General features: G+C 60.0%; 21 protein-coding genes. 6 read left to right on the forward strand and 15 right to left on the reverse strand.

The features are described 5' to 3' along the window. Positions 1-65 precede the first annotated feature (65 nt). From ICY20_RS22815 to exaC, 12 genes are all read right to left on the reverse strand, one after another. Positions 66-434, reverse strand: coding sequence for a MerR family transcriptional regulator (locus ICY20_RS22815; RefSeq protein ID WP_159955890.1), 369 nt, complete (start codon positions 432-434; stop codon positions 66-68). Beyond that, positions 373-1,017: an NAD(P)H-dependent oxidoreductase gene (locus ICY20_RS22820; RefSeq protein WP_159955892.1), complete on the reverse strand. Its 645-nt coding sequence runs from the start codon at positions 1,015-1,017 to the stop codon at positions 373-375. Before ICY20_RS22820 ends, ICY20_RS22815 begins: the two co-directional genes overlap by 62 nt. A gap of 130 nt (positions 1,018-1,147) precedes the next feature. Next, complete coding sequence (ycaC, locus tag ICY20_RS22825; RefSeq protein ID WP_122486070.1) at positions 1,148-1,780, reverse strand: isochorismate family cysteine hydrolase YcaC; 633 nt, start codon at positions 1,778-1,780, stop codon at positions 1,148-1,150. A gap of 462 nt (positions 1,781-2,242) precedes the next feature. After that, a complete protein-coding gene (locus ICY20_RS22830) occupies positions 2,243-3,022 on the reverse strand; it encodes a LexA family transcriptional regulator (RefSeq protein WP_159955894.1) in 780 nt (259 codons plus the stop codon). A 215-nt stretch (positions 3,023-3,237) separates the two neighbouring features. Further along, positions 3,238-3,765: an inorganic diphosphatase gene (gene ppa, locus ICY20_RS22835; RefSeq protein WP_049711351.1), complete on the reverse strand. Its 528-nt coding sequence runs from the start codon at positions 3,763-3,765 to the stop codon at positions 3,238-3,240. A 109-nt stretch (positions 3,766-3,874) separates the two neighbouring features. Beyond that, entirely contained in the window at positions 3,875-4,690 is an 816-nt protein-coding gene (locus tag ICY20_RS22840; RefSeq protein WP_194938655.1) for a M90 family metallopeptidase, read from the reverse strand. Positions 4,691-4,696: 6 nt separating this feature from the next. Beyond that, positions 4,697-5,353 (reverse strand): DedA family protein, encoded by a 657-nt coding sequence (locus tag ICY20_RS22845; RefSeq protein ID WP_122486079.1) that lies wholly within the window; start codon positions 5,351-5,353, stop codon positions 4,697-4,699. Between the two features lie 311 nt (positions 5,354-5,664). Beyond that, a complete protein-coding gene (locus ICY20_RS22850; protein ID WP_159955900.1) occupies positions 5,665-6,123 on the reverse strand; it encodes a GNAT family N-acetyltransferase in 459 nt (152 codons plus the stop codon). 91 nt (positions 6,124-6,214) lie between these two features. After that, positions 6,215-7,048 (reverse strand): ethanolamine ammonia-lyase subunit EutC, encoded by an 834-nt coding sequence (gene eutC / locus ICY20_RS22855; protein ID WP_159955902.1) that lies wholly within the window; start codon positions 7,046-7,048, stop codon positions 6,215-6,217. Next, positions 7,045-8,439, reverse strand: a complete 1,395-nt coding sequence (locus ICY20_RS22860) for an ethanolamine ammonia-lyase subunit EutB (RefSeq protein ID WP_159955904.1) — start codon at positions 8,437-8,439, stop codon at positions 7,045-7,047. Before ICY20_RS22860 ends, eutC begins: the two co-directional genes overlap by 4 nt. 52 nt (positions 8,440-8,491) lie before the next feature. Then, complete coding sequence (gene eat, locus ICY20_RS22865; RefSeq protein WP_122486082.1) at positions 8,492-9,925, reverse strand: ethanolamine permease; 1,434 nt, start codon at positions 9,923-9,925, stop codon at positions 8,492-8,494. 226 nt (positions 9,926-10,151) lie between these two features. Beyond that, the gene (gene exaC / locus ICY20_RS22870) at positions 10,152-11,672 is read right to left on the reverse strand and encodes an acetaldehyde dehydrogenase ExaC (protein ID WP_159955908.1); all 1,521 of its coding nucleotides are present in this window, start codon (positions 11,670-11,672) and stop codon (positions 10,152-10,154) included. A gap of 272 nt (positions 11,673-11,944) precedes the next feature. Between exaC and ICY20_RS22875 the strand changes: the two genes are divergently transcribed. Genes ICY20_RS22875 through ICY20_RS22890 form a run of 4 tightly spaced genes read left to right on the forward strand, consistent with a single transcriptional unit; the run spans position 11,945 to position 16,161 of the window. Continuing rightward, the gene (locus ICY20_RS22875; protein ID WP_159955910.1) at positions 11,945-13,852 is read left to right on the forward strand and encodes a sigma-54-dependent Fis family transcriptional regulator; all 1,908 of its coding nucleotides are present in this window, start codon (positions 11,945-11,947) and stop codon (positions 13,850-13,852) included. A 56-nt stretch (positions 13,853-13,908) separates the two neighbouring features. Continuing rightward, positions 13,909-15,258, forward strand: a complete 1,350-nt coding sequence (gene mpl, locus ICY20_RS22880; RefSeq protein ID WP_159955912.1) for a UDP-N-acetylmuramate:L-alanyl-gamma-D-glutamyl-meso-diaminopimelate ligase — start codon at positions 13,909-13,911, stop codon at positions 15,256-15,258. Continuing rightward, positions 15,255-15,884, forward strand: a complete 630-nt coding sequence (ubiX, locus tag ICY20_RS22885) for a flavin prenyltransferase UbiX (protein ID WP_017735613.1) — start codon at positions 15,255-15,257, stop codon at positions 15,882-15,884. The genes mpl and ubiX overlap by 4 nt, the downstream gene beginning before the upstream one ends. Continuing rightward, on the forward strand, positions 15,877-16,161 hold the full coding sequence (locus tag ICY20_RS22890) for a YceK/YidQ family lipoprotein (protein WP_159955914.1): 285 nt from the start codon (positions 15,877-15,879) through the stop codon (positions 16,159-16,161). Before ubiX ends, ICY20_RS22890 begins: the two co-directional genes overlap by 8 nt. Before the next feature lie 149 nt (positions 16,162-16,310). On the opposite strand, the gene ICY20_RS22895 is transcribed toward ICY20_RS22890, so the two are convergent. From ICY20_RS22895 to ICY20_RS22905, 3 genes are all read right to left on the reverse strand, one after another. Continuing rightward, positions 16,311-16,952, reverse strand: coding sequence for an oxidoreductase (locus tag ICY20_RS22895; protein ID WP_159955916.1), 642 nt, complete (start codon positions 16,950-16,952; stop codon positions 16,311-16,313). 29 nt (positions 16,953-16,981) lie between these two features. Continuing rightward, positions 16,982-18,700 (reverse strand): C13 family peptidase, encoded by a 1,719-nt coding sequence (locus ICY20_RS22900; RefSeq protein ID WP_159955918.1) that lies wholly within the window; start codon positions 18,698-18,700, stop codon positions 16,982-16,984. Positions 18,701-18,805: 105 nt separating this feature from the next. Further along, on the reverse strand, positions 18,806-19,261 hold the full coding sequence (locus ICY20_RS22905; RefSeq protein WP_159955920.1) for a MaoC family dehydratase: 456 nt from the start codon (positions 19,259-19,261) through the stop codon (positions 18,806-18,808). Between the two features lie 159 nt (positions 19,262-19,420). Between ICY20_RS22905 and ICY20_RS22910 the strand changes: the two genes are divergently transcribed. Both ICY20_RS22910 and ICY20_RS22915 read left to right on the forward strand, forming a co-directional pair. Then, a complete protein-coding gene (locus tag ICY20_RS22910; protein WP_159955922.1) occupies positions 19,421-19,774 on the forward strand; it encodes a CidA/LrgA family protein in 354 nt (117 codons plus the stop codon). Continuing rightward, complete coding sequence (locus ICY20_RS22915) at positions 19,771-20,487, forward strand: LrgB family protein (protein ID WP_194938656.1); 717 nt, start codon at positions 19,771-19,773, stop codon at positions 20,485-20,487. The genes ICY20_RS22910 and ICY20_RS22915 overlap by 4 nt, the downstream gene beginning before the upstream one ends. Positions 20,488-20,508: the final 21 nt, after the last annotated feature.

A 20,508-nucleotide genomic window follows, 5' to 3' on the forward strand; every position in this document is an offset into this window, starting at 1 on the left:
GGGCGCCGCTCTGGGGAAGTTGGGGAACGCGATGGTAGTGCTAATGAGAAGTTGTCGCAAGAACGTCAGGTGTTCAACGTGCATTGGCCTTGTGCCGTTTTCAACTGAGTTTCAAACGCCTGTAACCCTGAGTGCATGTTCTGTAAATGCGCAATTTGGGTCGCGAGTTGCTGCTTCTTGTTGGCGATGATGTGTTCAGCCCGATCCCAGGGCAATGCAGCGTCATGACGGTCCTGCAGAATCTCCTGCAATTCCTTGAGCTTGAACCCCAACTGCTGCGCGCACTTGATAAACATCAGCCGCTCGACACATTGCTCTGTATATACCCGGTACTGCCCCAGGCGCTGCGGCACCGGCAGCAGCCCGATCGCCTCATAGTGACGAATCGTCTTGATGGTCGTGCCCGATAATTGCGCGGCTTTGCCGATGTACATGAAAACTCCCTTTTCCTGCGAGTAGGCCAGCCTGTTGCAGCCACTTGGTCCTTTGCGTCGCAGTAGAGCCCAACACCGGCCCGAACAGCAATGTCTTGGTCGGCCTGATGCCACAAAACGCCAAGGTGGTCTTGCGCATCTGATGGATGCCCGGCATGCGGTAGAACCAGCGGTAATACCATGGCGGCGTGTCCAGGGTCACCAACAAGTGCGCGGTTCTGCCAACAAGCAGCTTGTCGGGGAATGCCTTGCCGGCACGGTATTTAAAGGCAAAGCCGGGTAGGAAGATGCGGTCGAGAAAACCCTTCATCAAGGCGGGAATACCACCCCACCAAATGGGGAACACGAACGTGAGGTGAGTGGCCCAGAGAATGTCGGATTGGGCGCAGAGCAGGTCCGGTTCCAAGGGTTGGATTTGGGTGTAGCCATGGTGCAAGACGGGATCGAACGTAAGATCACCCAAGTTCAGGACGCGCACTTCGTGGCCTGCGGATTTTGCATGGCGAGTGTAGGTGTCGGCCAGGGCGGCGCAGAAGCTGGTTGTTGAGGGGTGGCCAAGGATGATGAGTATGCGGTGGGGCATGAGGGAGGTCCTGAAATCGGGATCTCAGGGTAGGGGGTGCTGTATAGGGGAGAGTCAAGCGGGCCAATTGTCTCTCGCACAGTAAGAAGCCTGCTTTTTAGGGCAGGCTTGGTGTGTGAAACCTAGTGGATTAGTCCTTGCGAGCCGTCAGCGCCGAGTAACCATTCATCAAGTTGCGATAGTTGGGAATCCGCTGGGACAACAGGTTGCCCAGGCCTTCAATATCGTTGCGCCAGTCGCGATGCAGCTCACACGCCACCGAGAACCAGTTCATCATCTGTGCACCGGCCTGGGTCATGCGACTCCACGCGGCCTGCTGCACCGTAGTGTTGAACGTGCCCGACGCATCAGTCACCACAAACACATCAAACCCTTCCGCCAGCGCCGACAGTGTCGGGAACGCCACGCACACATCCGTCACTACACCGGCAATGATGATCTGCTTGCGGCCGGTGGCCTTGATCGCCTTGACGAAGTCTTCGTTGTCCCACGCGTTGATCTGACCAGGGCGAGCGATGTACGGCGCGTCCGGGAACATCTCTTTCAGCTCTGGCACCAGCGGGCCATTGGGGCCTTGTTCGAAGCTGGTGGTGAGGATGGTTGGCAGTTCGAAGAACTTGGCCAGGTCTGCCAGGGCGAGCACATTGTTTTTGAACTCGTTGGGGGAGAAGTCCTGCACCAGCGAGATCAGGCCGGTTTGATGGTCGACCAGCAGAACTACGGCGTCGTCTTTGTTGAGGCGGTTGTAGGTTGGAGTGCTCATGGTTGAATCCTTTTTTGTTTAAGTGGATTAGGGCGTTGCGTTCAACATGGGCATAGATTAATGGGCTGTGTGAAAGTGATAAATCGGGTCGCGCGTGTAATACCGTCAACCTGAAAGAGACAGTCGTGGTTTACGGATTTTGAAACCCTTTACATGATGGTGCTGACGCAGTGGGTCGCTGAATGTGGAGCACAGGGGGGTATGCAGCGAGCAGGCGCAGCGCTGGAATGTAGTCGCGGGTATTGGTTTTTCAGGCATTAAAAAGCCGGCTTGTGGCCGGCTTCTCGCTGACTGCTTCAGCTTGTTTTTGACAAACCTCAGCAGCCTTCAAATCGCTCAGCCCACATTGCGTCAGGCTGAATAGTAGGGGCACCCGCGGGGACTTCTCCGCTTCGCCGAGCAGGGTGGATAGCGCGAAGCAACCCCCTGCCAAATGTGGGCCGCATGATACCCACATTCATTTCAAATGCCCACCTCCGCATCCGTATTAGAGCCTTCCCAGCCCAATAAATGCTCATCCAACGGTACCGGCGGGCGGCGGTTGTTGAGGGTGGACCACCAGAACACCCAGCCCACGACTTTGAAGTTTTGTTCGAAGCGTTCTTCGTGGTTCAGGTACTCGTCGGGGTGTTCGCTGGCGTTGTGGCTGCGCATGCGTACGCCGCCGCCGGGGCGGTTGTAGAGGTATTTGATGCGTAGCATGCCGTCGTGTTCGACGGCGTAGATTTCGCCGTCGATGATCTGGGTGCGGCCTCGGTCGAAGGCGAGGGTGGCGCCTTGTTGGATGATGTCGGTCATGCTGTTGTCGACCATGTAGGCGCCCAGTGCGCGGTCGGGGTTGACGTTTAGGGTTTGGAGACTGTGCAGGGAAATGCGGATGCGTTCGGCTGAGGTAAAGGTGGGATGGAGGGGGACCTCCACGTCAGGTTTTTCCGGATGGCAGGCGGGGCCTGCGAGGTATTGGCCGCTTCCTTCGCGGGTGGTGGGCAGTCCTTGTCGGGTTTCCGGGCCTTCTACCAATAGGAAGTTGGCCGGTGGGTGTTTGAGGCCTTCGCCGGTGCGAAGCCAGCGGCTGGAGACGCACAACAGTTCTGCGAACTCGTTGAGTCGGCCCATGGGCACGCCGCGTTTGAACCAATTATTCACGTGTTGAGGCGTGACGTTGCGGTTCTTGGCGAAGTCGGAGGCGGAAAGATGCACTTCCCGTAATAGCGCTTTTAAGCGATCACCTGATGTATTCATAAACGCAGAGTTTACTGGCCGGAAAAACAGATCAAATAAACCATGCGTTGAGTTGCGCATGTAGGGCTTTGCTTAGTTGTAGCTTGATAGTTCGGATTCTAAAGTTTTTTAAACGAAAATTATAAGTTAATGAACTTATCGTTTATTTATTCCCACAAAAAAAGCCCCGAATGATCGGGGCTTTTTCAATTGCCGGGGGCAATGAGTAGTCGGTATCAGCCTTTGTAGGCAGCAACCGATTTCATGATCTCGGCGCGGGCGGCTTCTGCATCACCCCAACCGTCGATCTTCACCCATTTGCCTTTTTCGAGGTCTTTGTAGTTCTCGAAGAAGTGCTTGATCTGTTCCAGCAGCAGTGGCGGCAGATCGGTGTATTCCTTCACGTCCACGTACAGCTGGGACAGCTTGTCGTGAGGTACCGCGATAACTTTGGCATCGCCGCCGCCGTCGTCGGTCATGTTCAGGATGCCGACTGGGCGAGCGCGGATAACCGAGCCTGGGGTAACCGGGTAAGGGGTTACAACCAGCACGTCGAGGGGGTCGCCGTCGTCAGCCAGGGTGTTGGGGATAAAACCGTAGTTGGCCGGGTAGAACATCGGGGTGGCCATGAAACGGTCAACGAACAGGCAGTCGCTGTCTTTGTCGATTTCGTATTTGATCGGCGCGTGGTTGGCCGGAATCTCGATGGCGACGTAGATGTCGTTCGGCAGGTCTTTGCCAGCCGGAATCTTGCTGTAGCTCATTGGGCGTTGCCCCCGTTAATTGGCCAAGAAACTTGGCCGGATTGGCCTAAAAGTGGCGGCGATTATAGGCACATTCTGGCGCCGATGCCATGCGCCAGACGTCGTACGGTCATTCGCCTTGCGGCTGATAGCGTGGGTCGCTGGCTTGCAGTTGGAGCAGGCGGGCCAGGGGATCCTGGCGATAAAAGCGGCTGAGTTGGGCGTACACCTGTGGATAACTATGGACGAGTAAATCCGGGGCGCTGAAGAAATACTCGCTGGTCACGGCAAAGAATTCCGCCGGATTTTCGGCCGCGTAGGGGTCGATTTCGGTGTCGGCTTCCGGGTGGGCGTCGAGCTGGCGATTGAGGTCGTCGTAGGCGCTTTGCATCACGCTGGCCCACTCCTGCACGCGCATGTCGTTGTGCAGCGGCGGCAGGCCGTTGGCGTCGCCGTTGAGCATGTCGAGCTTGTGCGCCAGTTCGTGGATGACCAGGTTGTAGCCTTCCCAGTTGCCGCTGGCCAATACGCCGGGCCAGGCGAGGATCACCGGGCCCTGTTGCCAGGCTTCACCACTGTGCTCGCCGTCCCACTCGTGTTCGATGCCGCTGCTGTCGCGATGGCGCTGGGGGCTGACGAAGTCGTCGGGGTACAGCACGATTTCATGAAAGCCCTGGTACCAGTCGAGATCACCGAGGTTCATCAGCGGCAGTTGAGCCTGCGCGGCGAGCAGCAGGCGTTGTTCCTGATGCAGCTCGACGCCCGGCAGGGCGGTCAGATGTTTTTCGGCGAGGAACACCACGCAGGCTTCGCGCAACCATTGGTCTTGCTCGGCGCTGAGGCCGTCGAGGAAGGTCAGGTGGTGGCGCACCCGTTGCCAGGTGTCATCGGCAATCGGGTGCTTGGCCAGCAGGCGCCGGCGACGCCAGGCGCTCAGGGACCACATCGCAGGTTACTGCGGCTTGGCTTCGGAGGAGGTGCGACCAAAACGGCTGCGGAACACGCCGATGATCATCGGCACCAGCGACAGCAGAATGATGAACACCACCAGCAGCGACAGGTTTTTCTTGATAAACGGCACGTTGCCGAAGAAGTAGCCCAAGGTCACCAGGCCACCGACCCATAGGATGGTGCCCAGCACGCTGAAACCGAAGAAGCGCGGGTAAGGCATCCTGGCGATACCGGCGACGAACGGTGCAAAGGTGCGCAGGATCGGCAGGAAACGCGCCAAGGTTACGGTTTTGCCGCCGTGCTTGTCGTAGAAGTCGTGGGTTTTCTGCAGGTAGTCGCGGCGGAAGATTTTCGAGTTCGGGTTGTTGAACAAGCGCTCGCCCACCGTTCGCCCGATTACGTAGTTAGTGCTGTCACCGAGAATCGCCGCCAGCATTAGCAGGCCGCCCAGCAACACCGGGTCCATGCCGCCGCCCGCTGCTACGGCACCTGCGATAAACAGCAATGAATCACCCGGCAGGAACGGCATCACCACCAGGCCGGTTTCGCAAAAGATAACGAGGAACAGAATGGCGTAGATCCACGGACCGTAATTGGTGACCAGCATGTCGAGGTAGACATCGAGATGCAAAATAAGGTCGAGCGGGTTGAAATCCATGGATGGCACCTGTGTGAATGGCCCGGCTCAGCAGGCCAGTGCGGACGCGAGGGTAAGTAAGGCTACAGATGTATGCCGCATTTCTTACAGCCCTGAAAGGTCCGCATTATACGGATTGAGAGGTGAAAAGCCTGTTGGTTTTGTAGCGGGGGATGTCGTAGTAATCGGTCCCCTGGGCATCACAGAACCAAATGTGGGAGCGGGCTTGCCCGCGATGGCGGAGTGACAGTTACAAATTGTCTAACTGATACTCCGCCATCGGGGGCAAGCCCCCTCCCACATTGAGGCAGTGGTGTTCTGGGGGTTGGGTTTCAGTCTTCGCTAATCGGCAACGTGTAGTTCTTGAACTCGGTATCCTCACGAAACCCAATCGACTCATACGTCTTCTGCGCCACCTCATTGTCGCTGCTGGTAGACACCCGCAGCCGAACTGCATGGGTGTCCTTGGCCATCTTCTTCGCCGTGCGCATCAGGTTATCGGCTACCAATTGCCGGCGGGCGTCTTCAGCGACGTAGATGTCGTTGAGAATCCACACACGCTTGAGCGACAACGACGAAAAGCTCGGATACAGCTGGCAAAACCCGAGCAGTTTCTTGTCGTCATCATCGGCCAGGGCCAGGTAGATCACCGACTCTTTACGGCGCAGGCGCTTTTCCAGGAAGGCGCGCGATGAGTCCGGGAAGGGCAGGGCCCCGTAAAATTCGCGGTACTTGACGAACAACGGGGTCAACAGGTCCAGGTGTTCCAGGGTCGCTTGAGTGATCCGCATGCCAGGCCTCAACTTCCAAAGGGGTATGACCACGCGAGCGGCCGTGACTTGATGCTGCCTAAACACTCGAAAAAGCGCAATCGTGCGGGTATCAGTCCCGCGGTGGGCCAAGCAGGAAGTTACCCTTCATCAGGTCAGGGTCATCCGACTCGATGGTCTGAACCTGCGCCTCATCCTTGAGATTGACTCCCGACAGCTGGCGACGACACGCCTCTCGCATCAAGTACAGCAAACGATGGGCCGCCATGCCATAACTCAAACCCTCCAAACGCACATTAGAGATGCAGTTGCGATACGCATCGGTAAGGCCGACCTTGGGGTTGTAGGTGAAATACAGCCCCAAACTGTCCGGCGAACTGAGCCCTGGCCGTTCGCCGATCAGGATCACAGTCATCTTGGCCCCGAGCAACTGGCCCACTTCATCGGCCACTGCCACGCGGCCCTGTTCCACCAGAATCACCGGTGATAACGACCAACCATCTGCGTTGCTCTGCTCTTCCAGGCGGGTCAGAAACGGCAAGGTGTGTTTATGCACCGCCAGCGCCGACAGACCGTCAGCCACGACGACCGCCAAATCCACACCGCCAGGATTGGCCGCCGCATGATCGCGCAGCAACTGGGCTGACTCATCGCTCAAGCGCCGGCCCAAGTCCGGGCGTTGCAGGTATAGATGTCGGTCGCCCGCAGCGCTGTGCAGCAACAAGCTGTCACGCCCGCGTTCGGCCAACTGGCTACTGATACCCGCATGGTCGAACGGCAGGTGCACCGCGTCCCGTGCCTGGGCGTGGGCAAATTGAAAATCCAGCTGTGCGCTGGTGGGAATGCTGGTGCCGGTGCGGCCCAGGGCGATACGCGCCGGGGTCAGGCGGCGCAGTTCCAGCCACGGGTTGTCGGGTAGGTCGAGTTGCACAGGCGGCTCCTTCATCCCAATTGCGCCAAGGCGTGGCGAAACGCCGGTGGCAGGCTGTTGCCGAAGCGTACCTTGCCGTCGGCTTGCGTGAAGATGCCCATTTTCGCCAGCCACTGTTCAAACTCCGGCGCAGGCTTCAAGCCCAATGTTTGCCGGGCGTACAGAGCGTCGTGGAACGACGTGGTCTGGTAGTTGAGCATGATGTCGTCGGAGCCGGGTATGCCCATGATGAAGTTGATCCCGGCCACGCCCAGCAGGGTCAGCAGGGTATCCATGTCGTCCTGGTCGGCTTCGGCGTGGTTGGTGTAGCAGATATCGCAACCCATCGGCACACCCAGCAGCTTGCCGCAGAAGTGGTCTTCGAGGCCGGCGCGGATGATCTGTTTGCCGTTGTAGAGGTACTCTGGGCCGATAAATCCTACGACCGTATTCACCAGGAACGGCTTGAAATGTCGGGCCACGGCGTAGGCACGGGTTTCGCAGGTTTGCTGGTCGACGCCAAAGTGCGCATTGGCCGACAAGGCGCTGCCTTGGCCGGTTTCGAAATACATCAGGTTCTGGCCCAAGGTGCCGCGGTTCAGGCTCAAACCTGCGTCGTAGCCTTCTTGCAGCACGTTCAGGTTGATGCCGAAACTGGCATTGGCCGCTTCGGTGCCGGCAATCGACTGAAACACCAGGTCCAGCGGCACGCCACGGTTGATGGCCTCGATGGAGGTGGTGACGTGGGTCAGCACGCAGGCTTGGGTTGGGATTTCGTAGCGCTGGATGATCGCGTCCAGCATTTCCAGCATTGCGCAGATCGAGGCAATGCTGTCGGTGGCCGGGTTGATGCCGATCATGGCGTCGCCGTTGCCATAGAGCAGGCCGTCGAGAATGCTCGCGGCAATGCCGGCGGGCTCGTCCGTAGGGTGGTTGGGTTGCAGGCGTGTAGATAAGCGCCCGCGCAGGCCCATGGTGCCGCGAAACTGCGTGACCACGCGGATCTTCTGCGCTACCAGTACCAGGTCTTGCACGCGCATGATTTTGGACACGGCGGCTGCCATCTCCGGTGTAAGACCGGGCGCCAATGCTCGTAGGCTGATTTCATCTGCAGCGTCGCTGAGCAGCCAGTCGCGCAGGCCGCCGACGGTCAGGTGGCTGACCACTGCAAACGCCTGTTTATCGTGGGTGTCGATGATCAGCCGGGTGACTTCGTCGCTTTCATAGGGGATGAGCACTTCCTCAAGAAAGTGCTTGAGCGGGATGTTGGCCAGCGCCATCTGCGCCGCCACCCGCTCGCCATCGTTCTGCGCCGCTACACCGGCGAGAAAATCCCCGGAGCGTGCGGGACTGGCCTTGGCCATCACGTCCTTGAGGCTGTCGAAGCGGTAGGTTTGTGTACCCACCGCGTGGGAAAAGCTTGCCATACAGTGTCTCCTTGACGACGGGAGCAACGGCCCCCGTCGAGGTTTACGGCAGTTAGTGCAAGGCGGCCTCTGCGGCCTGGATCGCCGCGAATTCCTCTTCGGGCGTGCCTGCTACCAAGTGATGCCGGCTGTAGAAAGCAAAGTAAGCAATTAATACTCCATAGATGATCGCCGCGCCAATCACCACGCGTGGATCGACCAGGAAGCCCGCAACCACGGCCACGCAAGCAAGTACCAAGGCGACGCCCGAGGTGAAAATGCCACCCGGTGTGCGGTATGGACGGTCCATTTTGGGGCGACGGATGCGCAACGTAATGTGCGCCGCCATCATCAGCACGTAGGAAATGGTCGCGCCAAACACCGCTACCAGAATCAGCAGGTCACCCTGGCCGGTCAGTGACAGGCCAAAACCGATGATGCCGGGGATCACCAAGGCCAGAACCGGCGCCTTGCTCTTGTTGGTCTGGGACAATTTGCGCGGCAGGTAACCAGCGCGGGACAGTGCAAAGATCTGCCGCGAATAGGCATAGATGATCGAGAAAAAGCTCGCGATCAAGCCAGCCAGGCCTACCAGGTTGACGAACCCGCCCATCCACGTTGAGCCGCCGTAGGACAACGCCAGCGCTTCCACCAGCGGGTTGCCAGACTTGATCAGCGCGTAGGTGCCCGCGCCGCCCGGTGCAATCACCAGGATCAACAGAGCAAAACTGGTCAGCACCACAATGGCGCCGATCAAGCCGCGCGGCAGGTCGCGTTTCGGGTTCTTGGTTTCTTCAGCCGCCAGGGGCACGCCTTCGACGGCGAGAAAAAACCAGATCGCATAAGGAATCGCTGCCCACACGCCGACGTAGCCAAACGGCAGGAAGGTGCTGGCGCCCTTGGCTTCGGTCACCGGAATGTCCAGCAAATTGGCGACATTAAAGTGCGGCACCATCGCCACCAGGAACACGCCCAGTGCGATTGCAGCGACGGCGGTGATCACAAACATCAGCTTCAACGCCTCACCGACACCAAAAATATGGATGCCGATAAAGATGATGTAGAACGCCAGGTAGATCATCCAGCCGCCAATACCAAACAGCGACTCGCAGTAGGCACCGATAAATACCGCAATGGCGGCGGGGGCGATGGCGTATTCGATCAGGATGGCGGTGCCCGTCAGGAACCCGCCCCACGGCCCAAACGCACTGCGGGCAAAGCCGTAGCCGCCGCCGGCGGTGGGGATCATCGAAGACAACTCGGCCAGCGAGAAGCACATGCACAGGTACATCGTGGCCATCAGCAAGGTGGCGAGGAACATACCGCCCCATCCACCCTGGGCCAGGCCGAAGTTCCAACCGGCGTAGTCGCCGGAAATAACGTAGGCAACACCAAGGCCCACTAATAGCACCCAGCCGGCGGCGCCTTTTTTAAGTTCGCGTTGTTGAAAGTATTGGGAGTCGACTTTTTCGAAATCGACGGAAGAGCCAGTCGGTTCGCTAGGCATGGGGAAGTACCTTTCGTTGTTATTGTTTTTTAACTCGGCCTCTTTGTGCCGAATGCAATTGCCAAGTACTTATGAAGATCTAAATATGTGAATGCTCAAATGTGGGAGGGGGCTTGCCCCCGATGGCAGTGTGTCAGGCAAATTTATTTCACTGAAACATAGCTATCGGGGGCAAGCCCCCTCCCACATTTTTAATTGCATTTCATATGTGGGAGGGGGGTGTTGGTTAGAAGAACCCCAACGGATTAATGTCGTAACTCACCAGCAAGTTTTTAGTCTGCTGATAATGATCCAACATCATCTTGTGCGTCTCACGCCCCACACCCGACTTCTTGTACCCACCAAACGCAGCATGCGCCGGGTACAGGTGGTAGCAGTTGGTCCATACGCGGCCCGCCTTGATCGCCCGGCCCATGCGGTAGGCGCGGTTGATGTCACGGGTCCACACGCCGGCGCCCAGGCCGAATTCGGTGTCGTTGGCGATCGCCAGGGCTTCGGCTTCGTCCTTGAAGGTGGTGATGCTCACCACCGGGCCGAAGATTTCTTCCTGGAATACGCGCATTTCATTGGTGCCTTTGAGCAGGGTCGGCTGGATGTAATAGCCGCCCTCCATGTCGCCACTGAGCTTCTCGACCTTGCCGCCGGTGAGCAATTGCGCGCCTTCGCCCTTGGCGATTTCCAGGTAGGACAGGATTTTGTCGAACTGCTGCTCCGACGCTTGGGCGCCGACCATGGTGTCGGTGTCCAACGGGTCGCCGCGTTTGATCGACTCGATTTTCTTCATCACGACCTTCATGAAGTCGTCGTAGATCGACTCTTCTACCAACGCGCGGGAAGGGCAGGTGCACACTTCGCCCTGGTTGAAGAACGCCAGCACCAAACCTTCGGCTGCTTTCTCAATAAAGGTCGGCTCGGCCTTCATGATGTCGGCAAAGAAGATGTTCGGCGACTTGCCGCCCAGTTCAACGGTGGACGGAATAATGTTCTCGGCCGCCGCATGCATGATGTGCGAGCCCACTGGCGTCGAGCCGGTGAAGGCGATCTTGGCGATGCGCTTGCTGGTGGCCAGGGCCTCACCGGCTTCTTTGCCGAAGCCGTGCACCACGTTCAGCACGCCGGGTGGCAGCAGGTCGCCGATGACTTCCATCAACACGCTGATGCCCAGCGGGGTTTGTTCGGCGGGCTTGAGCACCACGCAGTTACCGGCGGCCAGGGCCGGGGCGAGTTTCCAGGCAGCCATCAGGATCGGGAAGTTCCACGGGATGATCTGGCCGACAACGCCCAGGGGCTCGTGGAAGTGATAGGACGCGGTGTGCTCGTTGATCTCGGCGCTGGTGCCTTCCTGGGCGCGGATGCAGCCCGCGAAGTAACGGAAGTGGTCAGCGGCCAGTGGGATGTCGGCGTTGAGGGTTTCACGCACGGCCTTGCCGTTGTCCCAGGTTTCGGTAATGGCCAGCAGTTCTAGGTTCTGTTCGATGCGGTCAGCGATTTTCAGCAGGGCCAGTGAGCGGTCCTGGGCCGAGGTCTTGCCCCAGGCGTCGGCGGCGGCATGGGCAGCGTCCAGCGCTTTGTCGATGTCTTTGGCGGTGGAACGCGGGAATTCAGCAATCGGCTTGCCGTTGACCGGCGAGGTGTTGGTGAAATAGTTGCCATCGACCGGCGCAACGAATTCGCCACCGATGTAGTTGCCGTATTTGGCCTTGAACGAAACGATGGCGCCTTCAGTACCGGGGTGTGCGTAACGCATGATGGGTATCTCCTGGCTCTTATGTTTATTGGGAGTGCAGCGCAGCAAGCGCATACAAAGCGTAGAGCAAAGGTTGGGCCAGTGCGTTGAGGGCCAGGTAAATCAAGGGGTTGGGCTTTGTTGCAAGGCGTTGCTGTGGCAGGGGCGATACAGCAGGTGTGACAGTTTGTGCCATAAACGGGACAGGCTGTGACCGGTGGGTCTGGCCGGGATTGCATTGGTCGAGTGCCTGGGGGATGCTGGGCATTCTCACGCAGGGAGAATAATAAGAAATGCACAACGATCATTTCACGCGCCATGCCCAGCAAGTCCTCACCGTGGCCCATGGCCGCGACCCATCGAGCGACCCGTCCATCGCCCGCTCGTGGCTGCGCTGCCTGGAGGACTACCACCTCGACCCTGCGCAAACGCTTGCTCCCACGGTGCTTGAGCACGGCCGCGTGCTGGAAAGCCGCGAGCGTTTGCAGCAAGTGCTGCACATCGCCGGCAGCGAGATGAACAGCCTGCACCAGCAGCTTTCCGGTGCCGGTCATGCAGTGCTGCTCACCGATGCCCGTGGCGTGATCCTCAACTGTGTGACCGCGCCTTCCGAGCGCAAGATCTTTGAGCGTGCCGGGCTCTGGCTCGGCGCCGACTGGAGCGAGGCCTGCGAAGGCACCAACGGCATTGGCACCTGCCTGGTAGAACGCCAGTCGCTGACGATTCATCGTGATGAGCATTTTCGCGGGCGCCACACCGGGCTGACGTGTTCGGCGAGCCCGGTGTTCGACCCCCATGGCGACTTGCTGGCGGTGCTGGATGTGTCGTCGGCGCGCGAAGCCGTGTCGCGCCAGAGCCAGTTCCACACCATGGCGCTGGTGAACTTATCGGCGAAGATGATCGAGAGCTGTTATTTCCTGCGTCACTATGAAAACCACTGGTTACTGCGCTTCCACCTGCAAGCCGAGTCTGTGGGCCTGTTCAGTGAAGGTCTGGTGGCGTTCGATGGCGAAGGGCGCATTTGCGCCGTGAACCAGAGTGCGCTGAGCCTGCTGGGGCAACAGCGCGGCGGCCTGCTTGGGCAACCGGTGGAAGCGCTATTCGAATGCTCCCTGGACCAATTGCTCGGCCGCGCCAGCGTCAATGCCACCGCCAGTTGGCCGCTGCGTACCCGTGATGGTCGTCAGCTGTTTGCCGCCTTGCGCGGCCAGGCGCGTAGTGCGCCGGCACCCATGATCAAGCCCGTTGTATCTGCCCGGCCGCAACTGCCTGGCATCTGCCTGGGCGACCCGGCGCTACAGCAGGATTTCAGCAAGGCACTGCGCGTATTCGAGCGAGACGTGCCCTTGCTGATCAATGGCGAAACCGGCTCCGGCAAAGAAGCCTTCGCCAAGGCCGTACACCAGGCGAGCCAGCGTGCCGACAAGGCATTCGTGGCCCTTAATTGCGCCGCCATCCCCGAAAGCCTGATCGAAAGCGAGCTGTTTGGTTATCGCGGCGGCAGTTTTACCGGCGCGCGTAAAGAGGGCATGCAGGGCAAGTTGCAACAAGCCGACGGCGGCACGTTGTTCCTGGATGAAATCGGCGACATGCCGCTGGCGCTGCAAACCCGTCTATTAAGGGTGCTGGAGGACCGCTTGGTGGTGCCCCTCGGCGGCGAGCCTCAGGCCGTCAACGTCAGGATTATCAGCGCGACTCACCGCAATTTGCTGGAGCGTGTGCAGGACGGCAGCTTTCGCGAGGATTTGTACTACCGCCTCAATGGTCTGGAAGTTGGCTTGCCGCCCTTGCGCGAGCGCAGTGACAAGTCCCAACTGCTGGACTTCTTGTTGGCGCAGGAGGCTAGCGGCGAGACGGTGTTGCTCGACCCGGCGGCGCGCGGGGCGCTGTTGGCTTTTGCCTGGCCGGGCAACGTGCGTCAACTGCGCACGGTGCTGCGAACGCTGGTGGCGTTGTGTGATGAGGGGCGTGTGGCCCTTGGCGATTTACCCGCGCTGATTCGCCAGGCTCGCCCGGCAATGGGCGGTGACGCCAAACCGCTGGAGTCGCCACTGGACGATGCCGAGCGTCTGGCGCTGCTGGCGGTATTGGCACAGCAGCGCTGGCACATGAGCCATACGGCCGAGCAGTTGGGCGTCAGCCGTAACACCCTGTACCGCAAGCTGCGCAGGCATGGCATCGCACGTCACGCCCTCAGCTAAAGGGTGCGATTTTCGCCCCCCTGCGCTAACCTGCCTCGATGTTTACGAGGTCGACTATGCACATTCATATTCTCGGTATTTGCGGTACGTTCATGGGCTCGATGGCGGTGCTGGCCAAGGAGCTTGGCCACCATGTCACAGGCTCAGACGCCAACGTTTACCCGCCCATGAGCACGCAACTCGAAGCCCAAGGCATTGAGTTGACCCAGGGCTACGACCCGTCGCAGTTCGACCCGGTGCCAGATCTGGTGGTGATCGGCAATGCCATGTCCCGTGGCAACCCTGCGGTCGAATACGTGCTCAATAAAGGTTTGCCTTATGTGTCTGGCCCGCAATGGCTGGCGGACCACGTGCTGCAAGGCCGCTGGGTGCTGGCGGTGGCCGGTACGCACGGCAAGACCACCACCAGCAGCATGCTGGCCTGGGTGCTTGAACATGCCGGCATGAGCCCGGGGTTCCTGATTGGTGGCGTGCCGCAGAATTTCTCCGTGTCAGCCCGCTTGGGTGACACCCCGTTTTTCGTGATTGAGGCGGATGAATACGACAGCGCCTTCTTCGACAAGCGCTCCAAGTTCGTCCACTACCGCCCGCGCACGGCGATCCTGAATAACCTTGAGTTCGATCACGCCGACATCTTCCCGGATCTGCCGGCCATCGAGCGCCAGTTCCACCATTTGGTGCGCACTATCCCGAGCGAAGGCCTGGTCATTCACCCGACCACCGAGCCGGCCTTGCAGCGTGTGATCGACATGGGCTGCTGGACCCCGGTGCAAACCACCGGCGCTGGCGGGCAGTGGCAGGTCAAGTTGCTCAGTGAAGACGGCTCCCGATTTGAAGTGTTGTTCGAAGGTGAGGCCCAAGGCATCGTTGATTGGGACATGACCGGCCAGCACAACGTCGCCAACGCCTTGGTCACCCTGGCAGCCGCACGGCATGTGGGCGTGGTGCCGTCCATGGGCGTCGCAGCATTGAGCGCATTCAAAAGCGTGAAGCGGCGCATGGAAAAAGTCGCCGATGTGAACGGTATTACCATCTACGACGACTTTGCCCACCACCCGACTGCCATTGCCACTACCTTGGATGGCCTGCGCAAACGCGTGGGCGATGCGCCGATCATTGCCATTGTCGAGCCGCGTTCCAACTCCATGAAGCTGGGCGCGCACCGTGATGGCCTGCCAGAAAGCGTCAACGACGCCGATCAGGCGGTTTGGTATGCGCCCGCTAACCTGGGCTGGGACCTGCCAGCGATTGCGGCGCTGTGCACCGTGCCGTCCAAGGTCTGCGACTCTATCGACGGCATCATCGAACACGTCAAGCAACTCGCCACGCCCGGCACCCACGTGGTGGTGATGAGCAACGGTGGTTTTGGCGGCCTGCACGGCAAATTGGCCGAGGCGCTCAAATGAGCGGCCCGGAACGCGTCACCCTGGCGATGACCGGCGCATCGGGTGCGCCTTATGGCTTGCGCCTGCTGGACTGCCTGGTGCGCGAAGACCGCGAGGTGCACTTCCTGATCTCCAAGGCTGCGCAATTGGTGATGGCCACCGAGACCGATGTGGCGCTGCCGCCCAAGGTGCAGATGATGCAAGCCTTCCTCACCGAATACACCGGTGCGGCGGCGGGGCAGATCAAGGTCTACGGCAAAGAAGACTGGATGTCGCCCGTGGCCTCGGGCTCCGGGGCGCCTGCGGCAATGGTGGTGGTGCCGTGTTCCACCGGCACCTTGTCGGCGATTGCCACCGGTGCCTGCAACAACTTGATCGAGCGCGCAGCGGACGTGACCTTGAAGGAGCGTCGCCAGTTGATCCTGGTGCCGCGTGAGGCGCCCTATTCGAGTATTCACCTGGAGCACATGCTCAAGTTGTCGAACATGGGCGTGACGATTTTGCCGGCATCACCGGGCTTTTATCACCAGCCGCAAACCATCGATGACTTGGTGGACTTTGTGGTGGCGCGCATTCTAAACCTGCTCAATATCCCCCAAGACATGCTGCCACGTTGGGGCGAACACCATTTGAGCAGCGATGAATAAGGCGCTGATGATTCTGCTGGCGCTGCACCTGGCAGGCTGCGCCACCGCGCGCACGCTGGACGCGGCGCAACCCGGTGCGCCGGTGGTGTATGCCGGCACGCGGCTGGATCTGTATGCGATCAATGGCGGGTGTTGTGCCAAGGACCGGTTTGGTGCCGAGGCGCCGAGTTATCCCCATGTGGATCTACCGGCCAGTGCGTTGCTCGACACGCTGCTGTTGCCGCTGTCGGTGTTAACGGTGCTTGGGGTTGGCTTCAACGCGACAGGCGGGTTGTAACCCCTATCTTTTGATAGACATAAATCAAATGTGGGAGGGGGCTTGCCCCCGATAGCGGTGGGTCAGTCAACAAATCTGTTAACTGACACTCTGCCATCGGGGGCAAGCCCCCTCCCACATTTGGATCTATGCCTGGTCTTTAGACCGGGTTACTTGCCGAGCTTGCGCAACTCATCCGACTCCACCACCCGCACCCCATCTTGCTCTTCCAGTGCCAGGCGCCACATGGCCCGGGCCAGTTCGCAGACTTCAATGCCGTGGTACTTGCCCGGAATCAGCCGCGACAACGGCCCGGCCAGTTGCTCGGCCAGGCGAGGCTCCAGTCGCTCGCCCAGCAGCAGTGACGGCCTGACGATGGTCAGTTGCGGCCAGCCTTGAGCCTTGAGCGCCTGCTCCATCTCCCCTTTGACGCGGTTGTAGAAAATCGAGGATTTCGGGTCGGCGCCAATCGCGCTGATGACCACCAGGTGCCGTGCGCCCATCTCCCGTGCGCGCTGGGCGAAGGCCACGACCATGTCCAGGTCCACGGCGCGAAACGCCGCTTCCGAGCCGGCTTGTTTAATGGTGGTGCCCAGGCAGCAGAAGGCCAGGTCGACCTGGCCGCTCAGTTGCGGCAGGAACACCGCCGGGTCGCCCACCGGGTTTTCCAGGCGCGAGTGTTCGGCCAGAGGCTTGCGGCTGGGCGCCAGCACGCGGGTGACCGTGGGTTCGTTGAGCAAGCGGTCGAGCAGGTGTTCGCCGGTGAGGCCAGAGGCGCCGGCAAGCAGGATATGCTGAGGTGTCAGGTACATAGTGTTTCCCCCTTGTTACACGTTACAGCTTAGTTGCCTTTGGCTTCCTTGCTATTCATTGAGACGCTTTCGAGCGCCTTTCGTGCCTGCTGCTTGCGTAAAAGTTGCCAGTGGGCGATGACGCCCTTGGGGGCCCAGATCTGCGGCTCGGAAGCTTCGAAGTTGTCTGCCTGCTCGCGTTCGCTCACATGCAGTTGCGCCAGTTTGAAGGCTTGTTGCAGGTCATCGGTCTGGTTGAAGGCTTGGGCGAAGAGGGCGTCGCCAAAGTAGGTAAAGTCGGCTTCCTCGGAACAACCGAAGGACACTCTGTCGGCACGGGAGGCCGTCATGATCAAGGTGCGTTCGTCTTTGAGCGCCGGGATAAAACCGCCGGAGTAACAGGCGGAAATCACGATGACCTTGTCGCGGTTTTTCAGCGGCGCGAGCACGGCGGCCAGCTCATCGGCGGGCAAGTCGGCCAGCTCCATGCGCGGCTGGTCGAGCACCAGTTCGTGCTCATGGGTACCGTGGCTGGTCATGTAGATGAACACCAGGTCTTCGGGCCCGGTGCGTTCGGCCAGGGTCTGCACGGCGCGGCGCAGGCTTTCGCGGGTGGCCAGCGGGCGGTCGGCGATGTGGTCGCGGTGGTTGACCAGGCGGATCTGCCCGCGCGCGCCGAAGCGGGTGGCGAGCATGTTGCTGACGTAATCGGCTTCGCGCAGGAACACGCTTTGTTTACCATCGCCAGCCAGCACCAGCGTGTACAGCTCGACGGCGGAGGTGGAGGCGGGCACCGCGGCGAGTGCCGCATCCAGCAGGTGGCCCTGGGCGAGTACGCCGATTTCCAGCGGGTCGGGCAGCAACTTGCCGTCGGCATCACGCACGCGCATGCCGTTGACCCAGGTGCCGGCCTGTACGGTGCCGTCGGTCAGCACCAGAGTGCCTCGGCCCTGATAGCTGTCGCTGTCGAAGCCGCCAATATAGAAGCTGCCATCGGTGAGGTTCAGGCGACCTTCGCCGGTGAAGCGCCAGTCGCTGAACTGGCCGACATAGTGGCTGCCGTCCACGCCGATCAACTCGCCTTTACCGCTGAGGGCGCCTTCCTTGAATTGGCCGATCCACACGTCGCCGTCGGCGTTTTCGTAGCGGCCCTTGCCGTTGAGCTGGTTCTGTTTGAACTGGCCGACATAGATATCGCCATCGGCGCTGTTGAAGTTGCCATTGCCCTCCAGTTGCCCGTCCACAAAGTGACCGCTGAACTGGTTGCCACTGTCGTCGTTGCGCTGGCCTTCGCCATTGGGTTTGCCGTGGGCGAACTGGCCCTGGTATTGACTGCCGTCGGCCAGTTCCAGGCGGCCGAGGCCGGAATACTGGTCGTTCTTGAACTCGCCGCGATAGGTCATTTGCCCCTCTTTGAGGGTGCCTTCGCCGTTGCGTCGACCGTTCTTGAAGCCGCCCACATAGTGGCTGCCCGCCGTGGTCAGGCTGCCCTGGCCGTCGAACAGGCCTTGCTGGAACCGGCCCTTATAGACTTCGCCATTGCTGCCATGCCATTCGCCCTGGCCGTGCCACTGGCCGTTGTCGAACTGGCCGGCGTACCAACTGCCGTTGGGGTAGTCCACACGGCCTTCGCCTTGTAGCAAGCCATTGACCACATCGCCCCGGTAGCGGCCGCCATCGGGCAGGCGCGCATCGGGCGGCAACAGCGATTCGCCATCTCCGCAAGCGGTGAGCAACAGGGCAAGGGCAAGGGGGGCGAGTGGGCGCATAGCGGGATCCGGGTAATTGAGCGCCGAGTATGCCGCAGCCGTGAGGTACATACATAAATTTACACAGCCTGTGGCGAGTTTTGATGCATCGCCACAGGGGCGGGCCTACACGAAGCAGAGTGACAGCGACTCGGCAATGTAGGCAGGTTTCTCCTGGCCTTCGATTTCCAGGGTGCATACGGCTTTGAGCAGCCATTGCCCAGGTTTTTTCTCGGTGGCGTCGGTGAGGCTGACGTGCAGGCGTACCTTGGAGTCGACTTTCACCGGTTGGATAAACCGTACGCTGTCCAGGCCGTAGTTGACCGCCATCTTCAAGCCTTCGGGCATGATCAGGATGTCTTCAATCAGCTTGGGGATCAGCGATAGCGACAGGAACCCATGGGCGATGGTGCCGCCAAACGGGGTTTGCGCGGCCTTGACCGGGTCGACGTGGATGAACTGATAATCGCCAGTGGCTTCTGCGAACAGGTTGATGCGGTCCTGGTCGATGGTGAGCCATTCGGAACGTCCCAGTTCCTTGCCGACATAATCGTTGAGCTGCGCTACAGGTACATAGGGCATTGCGTCTCTCCTGGGTTCATCGGTTTTTATAAGTGTGCGAGATCCAATGTAGATCATCATGAGCAATGAGGCCGGTCAAGCCACCATGCTTTTGGCGAATGCCGGTGCATAGGGCGGGCATGCTTATAATGCGGGCACGTTGAGAGGGGGAGAGGACGGATGCTGTTACGTGGGCTGACATGGCTGGTGCTGTTCCAATTGATCGGCACGGCGCTCAATCATTTGCTGTTGCCGATCTTGCCAGGGCCGATTATCGGGTTGCTGCTGATGCTCGGCTTTTTGATCTGGAACGGTGAAGTCGGCGAGCCCTTGAGCCTGGCAGCCAGCAGCCTGTTGCGATACTTACCGTTGCTGCTGGTGCCACCTGCCGTTGGGGTAATGGTGTATGCCAAAGACATCTTGGCGGATTTCTGGGCCATCGTCGGCGCCTTGGTGTTGTCGCTGGTGATCGCCATGGGCTTTGTCGGCGTGCTGATGCAGCAGATGGTCAAGCGCAAGGAGAAGGATCAATGATCGTCGACTGGCACGGTGCGTGGACGGCGGTGATTCATCACCCCTTGTTCGGTATCGGCATCACCCTTGGCGCTTACCAGTTGGTACTCGCGGCGTTCGAGAAAACCCGCTGGATTTTCCTGCAGCCGGTGCTGGTTTCCATGTTGCTGGTGATCGGCATCTTGCTCACCTGTGGCCTGAGTTACGCCGAATACCGCAAGAGCACCGAGATCATGGGCATCCTGCTGGGCCCGGCGACGGTCGCCCTGGCGGTGCCGCTTTATTTGAACCTGCGGCGCATTCGCCAATTGTTCTGGCCGATTTTTACTACGCTGGTGGTAGGTGGCGTGTTGGCCACCGGCCTGTGTGTGCTGCTGGGCTGGTGGTTTGGTGCCGAGCACATGATGCTGATGACCATGGCGCCCAAGTCGGTGACGTCACCGATTGCCATGCTGGTGGCCGAGCAGATCGGCGGCGTGGCGGCATTGGCGGCGGTGTTTGTGCTGATTACCGGGGTCGTGGGGGCGATGCTCGGCCCGGCGATTTTATCCCGCTTGGGTGTGCACAGCCCCGAAGCACGGGGCATGGCGCTGGGCATGACGGCTCACGCCGTCGGCACCTCGGTGGCGTTGCAAGAGAGCGAAGAGTGCGGCGCCTTTGCGGCGCTGGCCATGAGTCTGATGGGCGTGGCCACGGCGGTGTTCCTGCCGTTGGCCGTGTCGGTGATCGTTTAAATCGGGTTTAAGGAAACCTTT

Source organism: Pseudomonas pisciculturae, assembly GCF_015461805.1.
GTDB lineage: Bacteria > Pseudomonadota > Gammaproteobacteria > Pseudomonadales > Pseudomonadaceae > Aquipseudomonas > Aquipseudomonas pisciculturae.